We start from the raw sequence: 18,366 nt of genomic DNA, 5'->3' as shown, positions 1-18,366 counted from the left end.
GGGCCCGCGACGCGGCCTGCTCAGTCGAACGTGACGATGAGTGAGCCGTCCGAGTAGCCGCCCTTCGCGCCGAAGACCTCGACGTAGTACTTGCCGGGTTCGGCGCCATTCAGGTCGCAGTTCTCCGTGCTGTGTTCCTTCATGCCGCGGCAGTCATAGGCGCTCGGAGTCGGCGCCGCGGCGCGCTGCACGTAGAGGTCAGCGTTCCCCGAGCCCCGGAGCCGGGCGTGGACGTTGCGGGTGCCGCCGTCCGCGCGCTCCGGAATCTGGACCGTGAACACCTGTGACGAGCCCGCGGCGCCGGACAGGCCCGTGACTTCCACACCGGGCTGGAGGACCACGTAGCCGCCCGTCCACGTCACCTTCAGCGTCACGTTGGCGTACGCGCTGAAGCCGTTGACCATCACCCACCACTTGCCCTGGGCGGGCGCCGGGAAGAGGCATTCCTCCTCGTTGCCCGACTTGAAGGGGCGGCAGTCATAGAGGGTGGTCGTCGGGACATTGTTGAACAGCACGTACAGGTCCGCGTCGCCCGTGCCGCCGGTGAGGGTGAACTTCAGGTTCCGGACGCCCTCGGGGACCTCCACGAAGAAATGGCGCTTCCCTCCCCGCGAGCCGGAGAACTGGACGGGGGCGTCCTTCTCCAGCGCCTCTCCGAAGGGCGGGTCGTGGGGAATCCCCACCTGCACGGCCCACCAGGACCGCGTGACCGAAGTAATGGTTGCCGAGTCGTAGCCGAGCTGGAACGCGGCCTGCTCCGTGGCCGTCTTGGCGGCCTGGAAGTTGGAGGACGGCAGCAGGAGGTCCACGTTCGCCTTGTAGAAGATGCGCGCGGCCTTCTCGATGCCAATGCCTGTCACGGGCAACTGGTTGGGGACGCGCGGATGGAGGCCGCCCTGCGACAGCAGGTAGAAGGCCAGGTTGGGGATGCCGGAGCTGTAGTGCACCTCAGTGCCCGAGCTGTACTCGCTGTAGGCGTCCAGGGAGACGCCATCCAGCTTGGGGTTGTGCATGTAGCGAATGGCGTCCCCGGGGATGTCGGGCGTCCAGACGTCCTCGCCGAAGAGCCAGGTGTTGGCGTCCACGACCCGGCCCTTGCTGTGCCACTCGCACACGGCGCCGAAGATGTCGGAGATGGACTCGTTCAGGCCTCCGGACTCTCCGGAGTAGATGAGGTCCGACTCGGTGTCCGTCACGCCGTGGGTCACCTCGTGCGCCATCACGTCCACGGCGCGGGCCAGGAGGGCGGGCGTCACCCCGCCGCCATCGCCCATCACCAGCTGGGTGCCGTCCCAGAAGACATTCACGTAGTGGGTGCGCTGGTACACCGTGCTGATGAGCATCGCGCCCGCGTTGTCATACGAGTCGCGGCCGAAGAGTTCGTTGTAGCAACGGTAGACCGCGCCCAGGTGGTCATAGGCGATGTTGACCAGGGGGTTGGCGACGGGCGGCTCCCCCTCGCTGCGGCTCGGGCCGCCATTGCCGTCGTAGACCCGGCGATTCAGCGCGGCCTGGATGTGCGGGAGGCGCTCGAAGACATCGCCATTCCGTGCGTTGACGAGGACCGAGTCGTCCAGGGGCGCGCCATCCGCCCCCGTGCCCTGGACGCGAACCTCATACGCCAGCACGAGCTGGTCGCCGTCGCGCCAGTACACGAGCCGGGGCTCGCCCGAGGCGGTGGCGCCCGGCGGAGAGGACCGGTCCACCTTCGCCGCGGTGACGGCCGCCTCGGGAGAGACGGTGGCCCGCTCCGGCGCGAGCAGGTCCCCGCGCGCGTTGGTGTTCGCCGCGAAGACGGCGCCATTACGCGCATGCAGGCGCAGCTCGCCGCCCAGCACGTCGATGCCGTTGCGCCGCACGCCGTAGCGGAAGTGCGCGTCCCCGTCGAAGCCGACGTAGGCCTTCTTCAAGTACAGGTCATCCGGCTTCAGCCGGAACAAGGGGGCCGCGCCCTCCAGCACCGGCCGCAGCTGCGCGGCCTGGATGGAGTGGACCGCTCCCGCCTCGGTGGGCACGGCGCCCAGCGGGCCGTTGATGAAGGTGGGAACGCCGTCCGGCTCGGCGGCCACCACCTGGAGTCCGTCCAGGCGGGCGGTGGAGGACGTCTTCCCCACCGCGTCCCGGGGTTTCTCCGAGGGTGTGGCCTCCGTGCAGGCTCCCGTCATCAAAGACAGCAACGAAATGCCCAGGACACCGCGCAATCGCTTCTCAACCATGCGTCCCCCTGTGGACAGGCGTGAAGGGGCCGATGCTGGCGCCAGAGATGTCTGGATTTCAAGGACATCCGAGTTACAAGGACATGCTGGTTTCAATCTACATATCAACCCGCATGGATTGACACGGCATGACGGGGAAGGCGCGGCGCCACGCCATCACCCTGGCGCTGTTCAGGTCAGCGCCCCAGGTCCACCAGCACCGCCTCCGCCGCGCGCCGGCCGGAGCCCAGCGCGCCGTCGATGGAGCTGTTGTCCCGGTGGTCCCCGCACACATAGAGCCCCGGCGACAGGCGCACCGTGCGGCGCGGCGGCTCCAGCGCGGCCGGTGGCTGCGCGGGCAGCGCATTGGGAATGACATACGTGCGCAGGTGCCGCCACGCGGACACGGCGCCGCCGAACCAGGCCGTCAGCTCCTCCCGCACCCTGGCCTGCAAGGCCTCCGGCTCCGGCGTCGCCCCCACCACGGACACGGACACCAGCGCCTGTCCCACGGGCGCATAGGCCGGTGACACCTCGCTCATCACCGCCACGTTGTTCACCACGCCGCGCCCTTCCCCGTTGAGCACCAGCCACGGCCCCTGCACCGGCGGCTCCGGCGCGGCGAAATACAGACACGTCGCGCGGTTCGTCGGGTGCGGAGGCAGGCCGGGCAGCAGCGCCAGCGCGCCCGCCGCGTCCGCCGCCACCACCACCGCCTTCGCGGAAATCGTCTCGCCATCCACCAGCCGCACGCGGTGGCCCCACGCATCCGCCACCGGCGCGCGCAGCCGCAGCACGCCCGTAGGCAGCCGCGCGGCGAGCTGCTCGGGAATGGCGCCCATGCCCCGCTCCGGCACCACCGTGTCGCCGGTGGAGAACATCCGGAAGACGAACTCGAGGAAGCGGCTCGACGTGGCCAGCTCGCGCTCCAGGAAGATGCCGGCGAAGAACGGCCGCAGGAAGCCCTCCCGCATGTCGTCCGTGAAGCCCAGCTCCTCCAGGTACTTCAGCGAGGAGCGCTGGGGCCGCTGCCACAAGTCCTGCAGCTCGCAGGACACCACCGCCTGCCGCAGCTCCAGCACGCGCAGCTTGTCCCCGAAGGTGCCGGGCCCGTCGAACAGGTGCGACAGCGCCTCCACCGGCCTCCGCAACGGGTCCGTCACGGTGTGCAGCCTGCCGCCGCGCCACACCTTTGCACCTGGGATGAACCGCCGCGGCGCGAGCGCCCGGAGCTCCAGCGCCTGCCGGCCTTCCGGGTAGGCGGTGAGGTACACCTGGAAGCCCCTGTCCAGCAGGAAACCCTCGTGAGCATCCGTGCGGACCCTGCCTCCCGGTGCGTCTCTACCGTCCAGCAGCAACACCTTCACCCGGGCGGAGACGAGCGCCCGGGTGCACGCCAGTCCAGCCAGTCCCGCTCCCACCACGATGACGTCCGGGGTCGACACGCGCGCGCCCTCCCACATCCACGCCACAAACCTTTCACGCTGGCTTGATAACCCCGTCGGGCACAAGTGAGACTGCCGGGCGGTTGCGGGCAACGGACACTTGTGGCTGAACATGGTGCTGCTGCCCGTTAGCCTGGACAGCCGGTGCCGGCCCCTAGCCGGCACCTTCACTCGGAGAGAGAGCAGGAACCCCCATGTTGATCGTGATGCGACCCGACGCGACGGCCCAGGACATCGAGCGTGTGAACGACGAGATCCGCCGTCGTGGCTGGCAACCGCATGCGATTCCAGGGGGCACCCGCACTGCCATCGGCATCACCGGCAACCCGGGCGCCGTCGAGCCGGAGCCCTTCCGCGTCCTCCCTGGCGTCGCTGATGCCGTGGCCATCTCCCAGCCGTTCAAGCTCGTCAGCCGCGAGGTGAAGCCGGACAACACGCAGCTCGAAATCGGCGGGCTCACCATCGGCGGCGCGGCGTTCCACGTCATCGCCGGCCCCTGCTCCGTGGAGTCGCGCGAGCAGATCCTGTCCACCGCGCACGCGGTGAAGAAGGCGGGCGCCACCATGCTGCGCGGCGGCGCGTTCAAGCCCCGCACCAGCCCCTACGAGTTCCAGGGCCTCAAGGGTGACGGCCTCGCGCTGCTCGCCGAGGCGCGCAAGGAGACGGGCCTGCTCGTCACCACCGAGGTGAAGGACACCGCCACGCTGGACGCGGTGGCCGAGCACACCGACATCCTCCAGATTGGCGCGCGCAACATGCAGAACTTCAGCCTCCTGGAGGCGGTGGGCGAGCGCCGCAAGCCGGTGCTGCTCAAGCGCGGCATGAGCGCCACCATCAAGGAACTGCTGATGGCGGCCGAGTACATCGTCGCCCGCGGCAACACGCAGGTCATCCTCTGCGAGCGCGGCATCCGCACCTTCGAGACGATGACGCGCAACACGCTGGACCTCAACGCGGTGCCCATGCTCAAGGCGCTCTCGCACCTGCCCGTCTTCGTGGACCCCTCGCACGGCATCGGCGTGCGCAAGGCGGTGCCGGCGATGATGCGCGCGGCGACTGCGGTGGGTGCGGACGGCATCATCGTCGAGGTGCATCCGGATCCGCCGCGCGCCAAGTCGGACGGTGCCCAGTCGCTGGACTTCTCCGAGTTCGAGAAGTCCATGAACGAAGTCCGCGCCATCGCCCAGGCGATGGGCCGCGAAGTCGTGAGACTGGGGTAGGCCATGACGCTCAAGGATGCGCTGGGCAAGGTGGTCGGCCGGCGCGACCTCACCCGCGAGGAGATGGCCCGAGTCATGGGCCTGATGCTCGCGGGAGAGGCGTCGCCTGCCCAGGTGGGCGCGCTCGCGACGGCGCTCAAGATGAAGGGCGAGACAGAGGACGAAATCCTCGGCGCGGCGGAGGCCATGCGGGCCTGCGCGGCGAAGCTCGCTCCGAAAGCGGAGGTGGTGCTCGACACGTGCGGTACGGGCGGTGACGGGGCGCACACCTTCAACATCTCCACCGCGGTGGCCTTCGTGGCCGCCGGGGCGGGGGTGACGGTAGCCAAGCACGGCAACCGCGCCGTCTCCAGCCGCTGCGGCAGCGCGGACGTGCTGGCGGCGCTGGGCGTCTCCATGGAGCGCCCGCACGAGCGCGTGGCGCGGGACATCGACGAGCACGGCGTGGGCTTCCTCTTCGCGCCCTCGCACCACAGTGCGCTCAAGCACGTGGCGCAGGCGCGGAGGGATTTGGGCTTCCACAGCGTGTTCAACCTGCTGGGCCCGCTGACCAACCCGGCCGGCGCGCGCTATCAGCTCCTGGGCACCTTCGACGGCAGGCGCGTGGAGCAGACGGCGCGCGTGCTGGGGCGCCTGGGCAGCCGCCGCGCGTGGGTGGTGCACGGCGACGACGGGCTGGATGAAATCTCGCCCTGTTCGCCCACGCAGGTGGCGGAGCTGCGCGAGGACGGCACCGTGGTGACGTTCACCGTGACGCCCGGCGATGCAGGCCTGGAGGTGGTGTCCCGCGAGGCCATCGCCGGCGGCGACGCGGTGGAGAACGCGCAGCGGTTGCGCTCGCTGCTGGACGGAGAGCGCTCCGGGCTGCGCACGGCGGTGCTGCTCAACGCGGCGGCGGCGCTGGTGGTGGTGGGCCTGGTGACGGACCTGCTCGAGGGCGTGCGGAAGGCGGAGCACGCCATCGACTCGGGTGCGGCGTTGCGCAAGCTGAACGCGCTCATCCACGGGGCCGCGTCGTGAGCGGCGCACAGCGAGAAGGGCCGGCGTCCTCCGGGACGCTGGACCTCATCATGGCGCGCAAGCGCCGGGAGCTGGCCGTGCGTCCGCCCATGGCGCCGCGCCCGCGTCCGGCGCCGCGAGACTTCGCCGGGGCCCTGGTGGCGAAGGTGCCGGGGCGGCCGGTGAGCGTCATCGCGGAGGTGAAGCGCAAGAGTCCCTCGGGCGGCGCGTTTCCGCACGCGGACGTGGTGGCGGTGGCCCGGGCCTACGAGGCCGCGGGCGCCAGCGCCATCAGCGTGCTGACGGACGGGCCGGACTTCGGCGGGAGCCTGGAGGACCTGGTGGCGGTGCGGGCGGCGGTGTCCGTCCCGGTGCTGCGCAAGGACTTCCTGGTGGCCGCGCGCGACGTGGTGGACAGCGCGTCGTGGGGTGCGGACGCGGTGCTGCTCATCGCGGACGCGCTGGAGGACGGCGAGCTGCGGGAGATGCTGGCCGCCGCGCGCGAGGTGCGGGTGGCCGCGCTGGTGGAAGCGCACACGGAGGCGCACGCCGAGCGCGCGCTGGCCGCGGGCGCGGAGCTGGTGGGCATCAACAACCGCAACCTCGCCACGCTGAAGACGGACACGGGCACGGCGCTGCGGGTGATGCCGCGGCTGCGCTCGCGCTCCCGGGCGCTGGTGGCGGAGAGCGGGCTCAAGTCGCTCGCGGACCTGCTGGCGGCGCGCGAGGCGGGCGCGGACTCGGTACTGGTGGGCGAGTCGCTGCTGCGCGAGGCGGACCCCGGACGGGCACTGAGGCGGCTGCTCGGCACGGAGGGCTCCGTATGAGCGAGACGGAGCGAGGAAGCGCACGCAAGCCGCTGCCCCGCGCGGAGGACTCCGCATGAGCGTCCGCGTGAAGGTCTGCGGCGTCACCCGGCTGGAGGACGCACGAGCCGCATGGGATGCGGGCGTGGACGCGCTCGGGCTCAACTTCTACGCGAAGTCACCGCGCTGTGTGGACATGGCCACGGCGACGCTGTTGGCGGCCACGCGGCCTCCGCTGGGCGCGGTGGTGGGCGTGTTCGTCAACGCGCCCGCCGACGAAATCCGCGCGAAGGTGCGCGAGTGCGGCCTCACGGCCGTGCAGCTCCATGGCGACGAGCCACCGGAGGCCTGCCTGGGCTACGGCGTGCCCGTCATCAAGGCGCTGCGCGTGCGCGGCCCGGAAGACGTGGCGCAAGCTCGGCGGTACGTGGGCGTGGGGGATGTGGCGGGGCTGCTGCTGGACGGGGCGGCTCCGGGGTATGGCGGCGGGGGCGTCGGCTTCGACTGGTCGCTGGTGGCGTCGCTGTCTGGCTGTGGCGTGCCCGTGCTGGTGGCGGGAGGCCTGAAGCCGTCCAACGTGGCCGAGGCGGTGCGGGCGACGCGGCCGTACGGAGTGGATGTGGCCAGTGGGGTGGAGTCGGCCCCTGGCATCAAGGACCTGGACGCGGTGCGCGCCTTCGTGCGGCTCGCGAAGTCCATCAACCTCTGGGAGTGAGAAATGACCACGGAGACTACCGTCGGACGCTTCGGGCGCTACGGCGGGCGCTACGTGCCGGAGACGCTGGTGCCGGCGCTGCTGGAGCTGGAAGAGGCCTATGCGAAGGCGAGCGCGGATTCGTCTTTTGGCGAGGAAGTCGCGCGCGTGCTGAAGGAGTTCGTCGGCCGGCCCACGGTGCTGACGCCCGCGCGGCGACTCACCGAGGCGTGGGGTGGCGCGCACGTGTGGCTCAAGCGCGAGGACCTGGCGCACACGGGCGCGCACAAAATCAACAACACCGTGGGCCAGGTGCTGCTGGCCAAGCGCATGGGGAAGAAGCGCATCATCGCGGAGACGGGCGCGGGCCAGCACGGCGTGGCCACGGCCACCGCGTGCGCCCTCTTCGGCCTGCCATGTGAGGTGTACATGGGCGCGCTGGACGTGGAGCGCCAGTCGCTCAACGTCTTCCGCATGCGCGCGCTGGGCGCGGTGGTGAAGCCGGTGGAGTCGGGCTCGCGCACGCTGAAGGACGCGATGAACGAGGCCATGCGCACGTGGGTGTCGCAGGTCTCGGACACGCACTACGTCATCGGCAGCGCGGCGGGGCCGCACCCGTACCCCACGGTGGTGCGCGACTTCCAGTCCGTCATCGGCAAGGAGTTGCGCACGCAGGCGCAGGCGGCCTTCGGGAAGCTGCCGGACGCCATCATCGCGTGCGTGGGTGGTGGCTCGAATGCGATTGGCGTGCTGCACCCGTTCATCGGTGACAAGGACGTGCGGCTGGTGGGCGTGGAGGCGGCGGGGCACGGACTGGAGTCCGGGCAGCACGGCGCATCGCTGACGCTGGGGACGGAGGGCGTGCTGCACGGCTCGCGCTCGCTGGTGCTCCAGGATGAGCACGGACAGATTCAGGAGGCGCACAGCATCTCCGCCGGCCTGGACTACCCGGGCGTGGGGCCGGAGCTGGCGCACCTGGCGAAGACGGGGCGGATGGAGGTGCGCACCGCCACGGACGACGAGGCGCTGGCGGCGTTCTACGAGGTGGCGCGCACGGAGGGCATCCTCCCCGCGCTGGAGACCTCGCACGCCTTCGCGCGCGGGCGTGAATTGGCGCGCGACCTGGGCAAGGGCAAGTACCTGGTCATCAACTGCTCGGGCCGCGGGGACAAGGACGTGGCGACCATTTCCGCGCGGGGCGTGCCGCCGCCGGTGGGGGTGAAGTCGTGAGCGGAGAGATTGCACAGGCGTTCGCGAAGGCGAAGGCGCGAGGCGAGGGCGTCCTGGTGGCGTACGCCATGGCGGGAGACCCGGACCTGGCGCGCTCGGTGGACGTGTTCGCCGCGCTGGTGGAGGGTGGCGCGGACATCGTCGAAATCGGCGTGGCGTTCAGCGACCCGATTGCGGATGGCCCCGTCATCCAGGCCGCGTCCGAGCGGGCGCTGAAGGCGGGTTCCACGCTGAAGCGCGTGCTGGAAGAGGTGGTGCCTGAAGTCCGCAAGCGCTGCCCGCAGACGCCGCTGGTCATCATGACGTACGTCAACGTCATCATGGCCATGGGCGAGGAGCGCTTCGCGAAGCTGGCGCGGGAGCGCGGCGTGTCGGGCGCGATTCTTCCCGACCTGCCGCCCGAGGAGAGCGCGGGCCTCAGGGCCACGTTCGACGCGGCGGGCGTGGACCTGATTCCGCTGTGCGCGCCCACCACGCCGAAGGCCCGGGCCGAGGCGATTGCGCGCGACGCGCGGGGCTTCGTCTACTGCGTGTCCGTGTCGGGCGTGACGGGCATGCGGGCGGAGCTGCCGGCAGACTTGTCGCAGCGGCTGGACGTGGTGCGCAAGGCGTCGCCGGTGCCGGTGGTGGCGGGCTTCGGCATCTCCACGACGGAGCAGGCGCGCACGCTGTCGGCGCACGCGGACGGCGTGGTGGTGGGCAGCGCGCTGGTGCGCGCGGCGAATGCAGACGGGCCGAGCGCGGCGAAGGCGCTCTGCGCGGACATCAAGCGCGGCCTCAAGCGCTGAGCGGCGGACGGAGGGCAGGGCTCCCCTGCCCTCCCGTTCCCTGCCTGCCCTGGCAACGTCCAACTCTCTGGACGTGTCACGCGGGCGAATGCGCGCCTTGCGAGGGCCACATCGCTTCGGGCGGCCCCCATCGGTAGTCCCTGCCAAAGGCAGACTCCCAGATGATGAGCGCGCGCTCGCGGAGCGGCCCGGCTCGATTGTCGTAAGGGATAACCACTACAGGCAAACCCGCTCGTCGCCCGTGGCGCAGTCATTCCTCCTGTTCCTTTCGATTTTCGCTAATTCCAACTCAAATTTCCCGTCGGGCCGACATGAGGCGGTCAGGCACCGTGACGCGGAAGCGCCTGATTTACCTCGACAAACAATCAGGTCTGATAAGCATTCACGAATTCCATGCATGATTTCCGGCCATGCCAGCTCATCCCTTCCGACGGGCGAGCCCCGCCGCGCAGCCGATGCGCGGCTGGGCCCGGCTCCGTCGAGTCTGGCACGTCGGTATTCACAACAACCGGAGGGGAAAGATGCGAATTCATGCATGGGTGTGCCGTAGCGTGTGGAGTGCAGCCTTGGTCGGGACGCTCCTGGCGGGGTGCGGGGGCGAGACGGACGCCAACCGTGAGGAATTGAAGTCCTCGGAACCGGAATCCGAGGCAGTGTTCGAAGGCTTCACGCCCGCCGCTGACGCGCGGGGCGCCTCGGAAGATGCCCCCGGGCAGCCGGATGGAAGTGTTCACGCGGCAGGCATGTCCTGCACGGGCGGCACCGCGGGCTGGAGCCAGCAGCAGTGGTCGGCCTGGAACTCCAATTCGAACACCGTGGGGACCTACTCCTGCAGCGGGACTGTTTTTGGGGCCAGCGATGGCTCCACCGTTTCCGTCGCGGCGGCAGGAGCTGAGCGCACCGGCTCGGCCCAGATCCGCTGCAGCAATGGCACGTGGGTGTGGGTGAGCGGCACCTGCGACGGAAAGGTCGTCAGCACCCTGACCGCCACGGGGTACAACCTCGTGTGCTCCCACTCGGACCCCGTGCGGAGCAAGTGGATCGGCTGGTACGTGGCCGATCTCAAGCGCTGCGCGGATTTCGACGGGCTCGAGTGGTGGGTCGCTCAATACAACAGCAACAACGGTTGCTCGGCGTCCACCAACTACGATGGCTACGGCTCCAAGGACGCCTGCTTCCGCGCGAACTTCCAGATCGCCGCCGGCAGCGAATACACCGAAGCCCAATCGACCGGTCACATCGCCGCGCAGAGCGAGTACCTCGCTTGCGGTCCGCGCGGCGCGTATCCCTGGAGCAACATCTTCGCCGACGGAGCGAAGTGCAAGTACCGGCCCTGAGCGGGTCTAGCGTGCCGTTTTGAGGTGTGAGCCGGCATTCGCTTTCTGCCGGCTCGCATCCCTCGGGCTTCGCGGCTGATTCCAGCGCAGGAGCCCAGGACACGGCCTGCCAGAGCGCACCGAGGCCGCGCTCCGGCCCTACCCGTCATCAGGGCATCCGCTCAGGTCGAGATGCGGAGCGCCGTCCGCGCCGCCCAGCGGTACAGCCCGCCCACGGCGACGATGCCAAGCACCAGGGCGATGACCATGGTCGTCACCTCACCCAGCTCGTTCGGGATGGCCAGCGGCTCGCCCTTGCCCGTCGAGACGATCAACCCGGCCAGCGCGACGTTGAACAGGCTCTCGCCCACGATGAAGCCAGACATGATGAGCACGCCCAGTCGCTTGGCGGGCTCGCCCCAGCGCTGCTTGCTCGCCGCGCGCTCGAAGGCCCAGCCCGCCAGTGCGCCCACGACCACCGGCGCCGTGACGGCGCTGGGCAGGTAGATGGCGAGGCCCACGCCCAGCGGCGGCAGGCTGTAGCGGTCCTTGCTGACCTTCTTCACCACGAAGTTGATGACGACCAGGGTCAGGCCGAGCGCGGCGCCCCACAGCACGAGGTCCCACCGCAGGTCGCCGCCAATCACGCCCTTGGCCAGGGTTGAAATCAGGGTCGCCTGCGGCGCCGCCAGCGGCTGCGCCGAGATGGCATGGGCGTTGGGCGCGCCCGCGAAGCCGTAGGCCCGGTTCAGCAACGCCAGCACGGGAGGAACCACGGCCGAGCCCGCGACCACGCCGATGAGCAGGGCCACCTGCTGCTTCCACGGCGTCGCGTCCACCAGCTGGCCGGTCTTCAGGTCCTGCAGGTTGTCGTTGCCGATGACCGCCACGGCCAGCACCACCGTGGTGACGAACAGGGCGAATGCCACCAGCGCGGGGGCCACCTCGGGCCCGGTGACCTGCCGCCCGACGACGCCGACGCTGAGCGCGGCGCCCAGGATGGTGAGGATGGCGATGCCCGAGACAGGCGAGTTCGACGAGCCGATGAGGCCGGCCATGTAGCCGCAGACGGCGGCGGCACAGACGCCCGCGAGCAGGACATAGCCGATGCCCACGGCGACCAGCGGCACGCTCAGGCTCTCCAGAACGGTGCCCTGGAGGAAGCTCGCCAGGAGCCAGCCGGCCGGCACCAGGGAGAGCAGCGTCACCAACCCCACCGTGCGGATGGGCAGGTCCTGCTCCGTGCGGTCGAGCGCCTGTCCCTGCGTCTTGGCGCGCCGTGCCGCCTCCAGGGCGGACCGCAGGCCACCGATGACCGGCTTCGCCAGCCCCGCCAGGGTCACGATGGCCGCCGCGCCGATGGCGCCGGCGCCGAGCATGCGGACCTGGGTGCCCCAGATGCGCAGCGCGTGCTCCGACGCCGTGGCGCCCGGCATCGGGTTCATGGACGTGAGGAGCGGAACCAGGATGCCCCACGCAATCACGAGGCCGGCCAGCATCGCGATGCCGACCGTGATGCCCATCAGGTGTCCCGCGCCGATGAGCGCCAGCGAGCTGGCGGCACCGATGCCGGTGGCGCCGCTGCCCACCCTGAAATACCCGGCCACCTCACCTGCCATCAATTTGGCCGCGGCGGCCGCCGCGAACAGGGCCGAGGCAATGCTGCCCCAGATGACGGACATGAGGCCGGCCTTGCCTTCGGCCGCGCCGGAGCGCGAGGAGGTGCCGACCTTGAGCACCTCGGCGGCGGCCACGCCCTCGGGGTACGGAAGGTCGGAGGCGGAGACCAGCGCGCGGCGCAGCGGCACGGTGTACATCACGCCGAGCACGCCGCCGATGGCACACGCGCCGAACGTCGGCCAGAACGGCACGTCGGTCCACCAGCCGGTCATCAACAGGCCGGGCAGGACGAAGATGACGGAAGCGAGCGTGCCCGCCGCCGAGGCCAGCGTCTGGACGATGTTGTTCTCCTGGATGGTGGCGTTCTTGAAGGCGCTCAGGAGCGCCATCGAGATGACCGCCGCGGGGATGGAGGTCGCGAAGGTGAGGCCGACCTTCAGGCCCAGGTAGACCTGCGCCGCGGTGAACACCAGCGTGATGAGGACCCCGAGGGCCACCCCGCGCAGGGTGATCTCCTTCGGCTGGGAAGTCGTGACGGTGCTCAAGTGGAATGCTCCTTCACTGAGAGGCCCTGGTTGGCGACTCGGGGAGAAATGGTGCCGAGGATACAGGCGTCCCGTGCGGAGTCGTATTTGTTGGCTGTCGGAGGGGGCCGAGGGTTGCCAGGCGAAGCCACGGGAACCCGGGGCGGGCGACCTGGCCCCGGGAGGTGTCCCCCTCCACCTGCCAGATAGCGCTGACTCATACCTACTTCGCGAGTAGTCTCCGGGAGGACGGAGCGGTCCGCGCGGCTCCTCGCGAGGCACCTCATGGAGACTGGCAACCTCAATCCGGCCTTTCTTCCGCCGGGAACGCGAGTCGGCCCCTGGCGCGTGGTGGAGCCGCGAGGCCGCGGCACCTATGGCGCCGTCTACCGCGCAGTGAGCGACGAGGACGCACAGGTCACCGTGGCCCTCAAGCTCGCCTTGCATCCGTGGGATGAGCGCTTCGCGCGGGAGGCCGAGCTGCTCGCCCGCATCCGCCACCCATCCGTCCCGCGCCTCCTGGACCATGGGCAATGGCTGAACCCCGAGGGCAGCCGCTGCTACCCGTATGTCGCCATGGAGTTCGTGGAGGGCCTTCCACTCTATGACTGGGCGCGGGTGCGGCGCCCCACCTCGCGGCAGGTGCTCCAGCTCCTCGCGCGTCTGGCGCGGGCCCTGGAGGCCACACATGCCGCGAGGGGTGTCCATCGCGACGTGAAGGGTGACAACGTCCTGGTCCGCCACCCGGACGACCAGCCCTTCTTGATGGATTTCGGCGCGGGACACCACGTGGTCGCCGCGACGCTGACCTCGCCGGTATTCCCACCGGGAACACCGGCCTATCGCTCGCCGGAGGCCTGGCGCTTCGTGCGCTTCGGGAGCGAGGCACCGTCAGAGGCCTACGCGCCCGGGCCCGCGGACGATGTCTTCGCATTGGGCGTCACCGCCTATCGGCTGCTCACCGCCCGCTATCCCCTCTCCGTCGAGGAGCCACTGGCCGGGCATCTGGAGGACGCCAACAATCGTTCCCCGAGGGCGCACAACGTCCGCTGCGCCCTGGAGCTGGATGCGCTGGTGGCCCGGATGCTCATGCCCCACCCCGAGCCGAGGGGGAGCGCACGCGAGCTGGCCGAGGCGCTGGAGCGCGCCGCACGGAAGAAGAAGCCCGAGCTGGACGTGCCCCTCTTCACGGGAGAGGAGCCTCGGGTCCGTGACGTCCTCCCAGCGCCCCGGCGCGTCGTGGCCCCACCTCCGCGTGTAGCGAGGTGGCCGTGGTTCGCGGCGGCCAGCCTGGGAGCATCCCTGGCCTTGGCCGTCGGGCTGAGCAGGAACGCGAGCCACGTCGACGAGCCCACGACGGAGCCGCTGGCGGAGCAGGAGCACGCGAAGGACGGAGGCACCGTGGCCGTCGGGGACTCGGCGCTGACCGCGCCGGCGGCTCCGCTCCGAGCACCGTTCGCGTGGTCGGCCATCGCCGTGGACATGCCACCGAGGCCTCTTCCAGGACAGGCCCGGCCAGATACCAACGGCCGTTGTTTCACCCGAGGGCAGGTCGCCATCAACGGCGGCTGCTGGAGGAAGCTGGACGTCTCCGACATGAAGGAATGTGACGAAGAGTCCTATGTCTACAAGGGCGCCTGCTACACCCCGGTGTTCCCTCCCCCGCGCCCCGCCACTTCGGGCCCCACCGAGGGCGCCGACGGCGGATAGCGGGCATCAGGCAATGCGCATCCAGACGAGGCAACTGATGGATACGGACAACCTCCATACGGCCATCCGTCACCCATTCACACGGGCTTGGCTCGCGGTGGCCAGCCTGGTGGGAGCGTTGACCCTGGGAGACGGGTCGACCAGCGCCCTGGACCTGCCACCGCCGGATGCACACCCCCATCAACGGAGTGCCAGCAATCCCTGGCATGCCTCATCCCCTTACAGCCTCTAACAAATGCTCGGAGAGCTGTCGGTCGAGCTTGTGCAATTGTGCGGGCGGCATGCCCATCAACACGGGCTGCCGCGCCCAATTCATCTGACCGGGTAGTGTTAGAAAGCGCCGTCCTCGGGCAACATGAATGTCATGGTGTCGATGCCGGCAGCTTCGATGGCGGTCTTCACCTTCTCGTGGACGAGAATGACGTTGACCGCCTCCGCCAGCCGGAACATCAAGGCGCCTCCGGTTTTCGATGGGTCGACGACCAGATGGTCAATGTCAGAATCAATCATGCGCCGTTCCGTTCCGGGCGCGAACCGGGTGGCGTTCAGATCGGCTGCGGCGATGAGACCGACGAGGTTGAACGCGACGTGGTTGGTCGTTTCTGCCCCTGAGCTGTCGATGAGGACAGCTGGGAAGACTTCAAGGTTGTTGACCCCTGCGGCGGTCAAGGCGTCAAGCAATCGCTTCGTCATTAGCGCTGGCGTGGCGTCCCAGAACTCTGCCATGACGGTTTGCCTGTCCGTGGCTACCGGCACGCGCATGGGTAGCGCAGGATGGTTTTCGAGCGGTTCCCCTGAGTTCCAGAATCGGAAAGCATCGTCGTCGCGATACTCGACGCGGGCTTTGTAGAAGTGAGGGGGGTCAAAGCACTTGAGTACGTAGTAGGAGCCTTGCTCTGCGACGGGGTTGGCTGAGGTAACTGTCATGGTGATGGCCTGGCCTGTTCTGTGTCTTGGGTGACTGCGTTACGGTACTGGTCAGCGGCTTCACTGCGGACGACTTTCCCTTCCGCGACGAAGTGCACAAGCAGCACATCACGGGGCATGCTGCCGACCGAGGGGCCGGATAGGCCCAGACAGTGGACCGCTTCTCGACGGGGACCCCTCCGCCGGTCAGCCGATCTTCAACACCTGCGGTACACCACCGCCCATATAAACCGCCGAGAAGCGGCCCGTTCCGGAGATTCCCGTTGGCTGGACGTGCCAGCCGGACGTATCCGCCCACACGCGATAGAGCGCTCCTCCTTGATCGAGCATGACGGTGGGCCAGGTGGTCCCCGTTGCAACCGCCGAGATCTGGCCGATCAGATTCAAGCCGGTCGACTGCTTGTGCCAGCCCGCCGCGTCGCCCCAGATCTGGTAGAGATATCCGTTTTCGATCGCCATCACCTGAGGCACGCCGCCGCCCATGTTGACGGCTGAGATTTGCCCATTGATTGCAATTCCCGTGGACGCGACCTTCCATCCGGACGTCGTTCCGTAGACGTGATAGAGCACGCCGCCTTGGGCCAACATGATCGTCGGCCAGCTACCGCCCATGTTTACGGCGGAGATCTGGCCGATCAACGTCAGGCCGGTGGAGAGCTTCTGCCACCCCGAAGGCGTTCCCACGGTTTGGAAGAGGGTGCTGTTCTCGATACTCATCACGGCCGGCCAAGAGCCGCCCATGTTCACCGCGCTCATCGAGGTTGGGTCGCTCGCGATACCGGTATTGCCGAAGGTCCATCCACTGCTTACTCCATAGACCTGATAGAGCACGCCTTCCTGCGTCATCATGAGCTGCGGCCAGGACCCACCCATGTTGACGGCGGAAAGCTGAGAGGGATTGAACAGCAACCCCGTGTCGCCGCTCTGCCAACTTGCACCCGCGTTGGTGGAGTAAACCTGCCGGAGCGGTCCCGGCGCGCTCGCGCCTCCCTCTCCGACGTAAGTCTCGAAGTCCACGGAGCCGCCTCGAGTTCCGTGCTGCGCACCGGCACCGATGTGAAGAGCGAGGTGCAGATGAGCTCCGTAGCCGTTTTCCGAACCGTTCCCGGAGCCACCCGAGAGCGCAATCTGTTGTCCCTGTGCGACCTGAGCACCCAGGGAGACCTGGATTGAAGAAAGGTGCAGGTAGTCCGTCTTTGACCCATCGGGATGGTCAATGAACACCATGCGGCCCCCGGAACCGCCGATGGTATTCGTGACACCCACGACCGTGCCCGCTTTCACCGCGACGACGCGCGTTCCGGTTGGGCACACGTAGTCGGTTCCCGGATTCACGGAGCCCCGGGCCACGTGGTCTGCGAAGGAATCGGAGACCGCTCGCGACGAGGTCGGGTAGATGTAGCCGCCCGCTGCGAAAGCGGTCCGCGGAGCAGCCAAAGTGCCGCCGAATGCGAGCGCGGCAAGCGCGCCACTTCCGCCAATGAGGGTTCTTCTGCTCAGCCCTCCGTCCTTCGTCTGCTCCACATGCGCTTGGCGAATCCGGCCATTGCCTGTTGCTGACTTGTCCACGGCAGCACCTTTCTGTTCTTTACGGAAAAAGAGTTTTTACTGGATGATTTCTAATTTCTCCAGCGCGATACGCGATTGTCCAGGAGCCCGTCGAGGGGATGCTCATTGCCAGAAGTGACATTGATACGACTGGGTCACTTCCCGAAGGCGGTCATGGAACTCCGAGGGGAAATCCTCCTCTGAGGACACTTGAAGTGACCCATTCGTATTAAACACAGGCGCAGAATCAACCCCGCGTTTCCTTATGGGAGGGGGAGAGGTCGCGCACGTCGACGCCCTCGGGAACAGTGCGGGTCGGATACGGGCGGGCCCCCTTTGCCGCTCCTGGTAGACGCGATGGACGGCGGGGTGCATGAACGCGTCGAACGCGGGGCGCCCCAGGAGCTGGAGTTCTTGAAGGTGTGGGGCCGCGGCGGTAGTCGCAGGTCAGGTGGAACTCCGTCCGGAACGCACCCCACGCCCCCTTCTAGAAGGCAAGAGTGTCCGGCCTCGGGCGCTCGTGCGCGGAAGACGCGACTCCAACCGGGCGCCGTCTGGCACGATGCACGCCATGAAGACCCGAGGTCCCCAGGTGGTGCTCGTCCGGCACGGCGAGACGGTGTGGAGCCGGAGTGGCCAGCACACAGGCCGCACGGACGTGCCGTTGCTCGACGACGGGCGGAAGATGGCCGGGCTGCTCGCGACGCCGCTCAAGGAATGGCGCTTCGCCGAGGTGTGGACGAGCCCCCTGAGCCGCGCGGCCGAGACGTGCGCGCTGGCCGGCTTCGGCGACGTGGCGAAGCGGCGGCCGGACCTCATGGAGTGGGACTACGGCGACTACGAGGGCCGCACCGGCGACGAAATCCGCGCGGAGCGTCCGGGCTGGGCGCTGTGGAAGGACGGAGTGCCGAACGGAGAGACGGCCGCACAGGTAGGCGCCCGCGTGGACAGAGTCATCGCGGACGCCTGCGCGGTGAACGGAGACGTGCTCCTCTTCGCCCACGGCCACCTGCTGCGGGTGTTGGCAGCACGGTGGCTGGGGCTGCCGCCCGAGAGCGGGCGGCTGTTCATGCTGGGCACTGCGTCCATCAGCGTCCTCAGCCTCGACGGAGACGGCACGCAGCCCGTCATCGTCACCTGGAACGACATGACGCACCTGCGCTAGCAACCACCGGAATGGCGTCCACGCCATTTCCCCAGAACGCTGCGGTTTCCCCCTAGAGCGCCGAACAGGTTAGGTCACGCCGCGTGCTGGTAGCGCGCGGCGACCTCGAGGTTTTGGACGACCGCGAGTCGCCTGAGGTCAAAGAGGTTGCGGCGCGTGCCTCGGTAACGAGCCTTCGG

General features: G+C 68.9%; 14 protein-coding genes. 9 read left to right on the top strand and 5 right to left on the bottom strand.

Translation table 11 applies throughout. The annotated features are described in order from the left end of the window. Positions 1–20: 20 nt before the first annotated feature. Together G4D86_RS32430 and G4D86_RS32425 are read right to left on the bottom strand one after the other, a co-directional pair. The gene (locus G4D86_RS32430; protein ID WP_163997968.1) at positions 21–2,216 is read right to left on the bottom strand and encodes a M4 family metallopeptidase; all 2,196 of its coding nucleotides are present in this window, start codon (positions 2,214–2,216) and stop codon (positions 21–23) included. Between the two features lie 176 nt (positions 2,217–2,392). Next, complete coding sequence (locus tag G4D86_RS32425) at positions 2,393–3,640, bottom strand: NAD(P)/FAD-dependent oxidoreductase (protein ID WP_240360591.1); 1,248 nt, start codon at positions 3,638–3,640, stop codon at positions 2,393–2,395. Between the two features lie 194 nt (positions 3,641–3,834). On the opposite strand from G4D86_RS32425, the gene aroF reads away from it, so the two are divergent. From aroF to G4D86_RS32390, 7 genes are all read left to right on the top strand, one after another. Beyond that, a complete protein-coding gene (gene aroF / locus G4D86_RS32420; protein WP_163997967.1) occupies positions 3,835–4,860 on the top strand; it encodes a 3-deoxy-7-phosphoheptulonate synthase in 1,026 nt (341 codons plus the stop codon). 3 nt (positions 4,861–4,863) lie between these two features. Beyond that, positions 4,864–5,880: an anthranilate phosphoribosyltransferase gene (trpD, locus tag G4D86_RS32415; protein WP_163997966.1), complete on the top strand. Its 1,017-nt coding sequence runs from the start codon at positions 4,864–4,866 to the stop codon at positions 5,878–5,880. A gap of 50 nt (positions 5,881–5,930) precedes the next feature. Further along, complete coding sequence (locus G4D86_RS32410; RefSeq protein ID WP_163998157.1) at positions 5,931–6,686, top strand: indole-3-glycerol phosphate synthase TrpC; 756 nt, start codon at positions 5,931–5,933, stop codon at positions 6,684–6,686. A 55-nt stretch (positions 6,687–6,741) separates the two neighbouring features. Next, entirely contained in the window at positions 6,742–7,380 is a 639-nt protein-coding gene (locus tag G4D86_RS32405) for a phosphoribosylanthranilate isomerase (RefSeq protein WP_163997965.1), read from the top strand. Positions 7,381–7,383: 3 nt separating this feature from the next. Next, positions 7,384–8,589 (top strand): tryptophan synthase subunit beta, encoded by a 1,206-nt coding sequence (trpB, locus tag G4D86_RS32400; protein WP_163997964.1) that lies wholly within the window; start codon positions 7,384–7,386, stop codon positions 8,587–8,589. Next, on the top strand, positions 8,586–9,377 hold the full coding sequence (gene trpA, locus G4D86_RS32395) for a tryptophan synthase subunit alpha (RefSeq protein WP_163997963.1): 792 nt from the start codon (positions 8,586–8,588) through the stop codon (positions 9,375–9,377). Before trpB ends, trpA begins: the two co-directional genes overlap by 4 nt. A gap of 566 nt (positions 9,378–9,943) precedes the next feature. Then, positions 9,944–10,714 carry a hypothetical protein gene (locus G4D86_RS32390; RefSeq protein WP_163997962.1) on the top strand — a complete coding sequence of 257 codons (771 nt, stop codon included), beginning with the start codon at positions 9,944–9,946 and terminating at the stop codon, positions 10,712–10,714. Positions 10,715–10,875: 161 nt separating this feature from the next. On the opposite strand, the gene G4D86_RS32385 is transcribed toward G4D86_RS32390, so the two are convergent. After that, complete coding sequence (locus G4D86_RS32385) at positions 10,876–12,858, bottom strand: OPT family oligopeptide transporter (protein WP_163997961.1); 1,983 nt, start codon at positions 12,856–12,858, stop codon at positions 10,876–10,878. A 264-nt stretch (positions 12,859–13,122) separates the two neighbouring features. Between G4D86_RS32385 and G4D86_RS32380 the strand changes: the two genes are divergently transcribed. Further along, on the top strand, positions 13,123–14,547 hold the full coding sequence (locus G4D86_RS32380) for a serine/threonine protein kinase (RefSeq protein ID WP_163997960.1): 1,425 nt from the start codon (positions 13,123–13,125) through the stop codon (positions 14,545–14,547). A 330-nt stretch (positions 14,548–14,877) separates the two neighbouring features. On the opposite strand, the gene G4D86_RS32375 is transcribed toward G4D86_RS32380, so the two are convergent. Both G4D86_RS32375 and G4D86_RS32370 read right to left on the bottom strand, forming a co-directional pair. Next, positions 14,878–15,474 carry an imm11 family protein gene (locus G4D86_RS32375; protein ID WP_163997959.1) on the bottom strand — a complete coding sequence of 199 codons (597 nt, stop codon included), beginning with the start codon at positions 15,472–15,474 and terminating at the stop codon, positions 14,878–14,880. Between the two features lie 186 nt (positions 15,475–15,660). Next, a complete protein-coding gene (locus tag G4D86_RS32370) occupies positions 15,661–17,043 on the bottom strand; it encodes a M23 family metallopeptidase (RefSeq protein ID WP_163997958.1) in 1,383 nt (460 codons plus the stop codon). A 541-nt stretch (positions 17,044–17,584) separates the two neighbouring features. On the opposite strand from G4D86_RS32370, the gene G4D86_RS32365 reads away from it, so the two are divergent. Beyond that, positions 17,585–18,187 (top strand): histidine phosphatase family protein, encoded by a 603-nt coding sequence (locus tag G4D86_RS32365; RefSeq protein ID WP_163997957.1) that lies wholly within the window; start codon positions 17,585–17,587, stop codon positions 18,185–18,187. Positions 18,188–18,366 lie beyond the last annotated feature (179 nt).

It is taken from the genome of Pyxidicoccus caerfyrddinensis, assembly GCF_010894405.1.
Lineage (GTDB): Bacteria > Myxococcota > Myxococcia > Myxococcales > Myxococcaceae > Myxococcus > Myxococcus caerfyrddinensis.
This window is presented reverse-complemented; position numbering and strand designations above follow the sequence as displayed.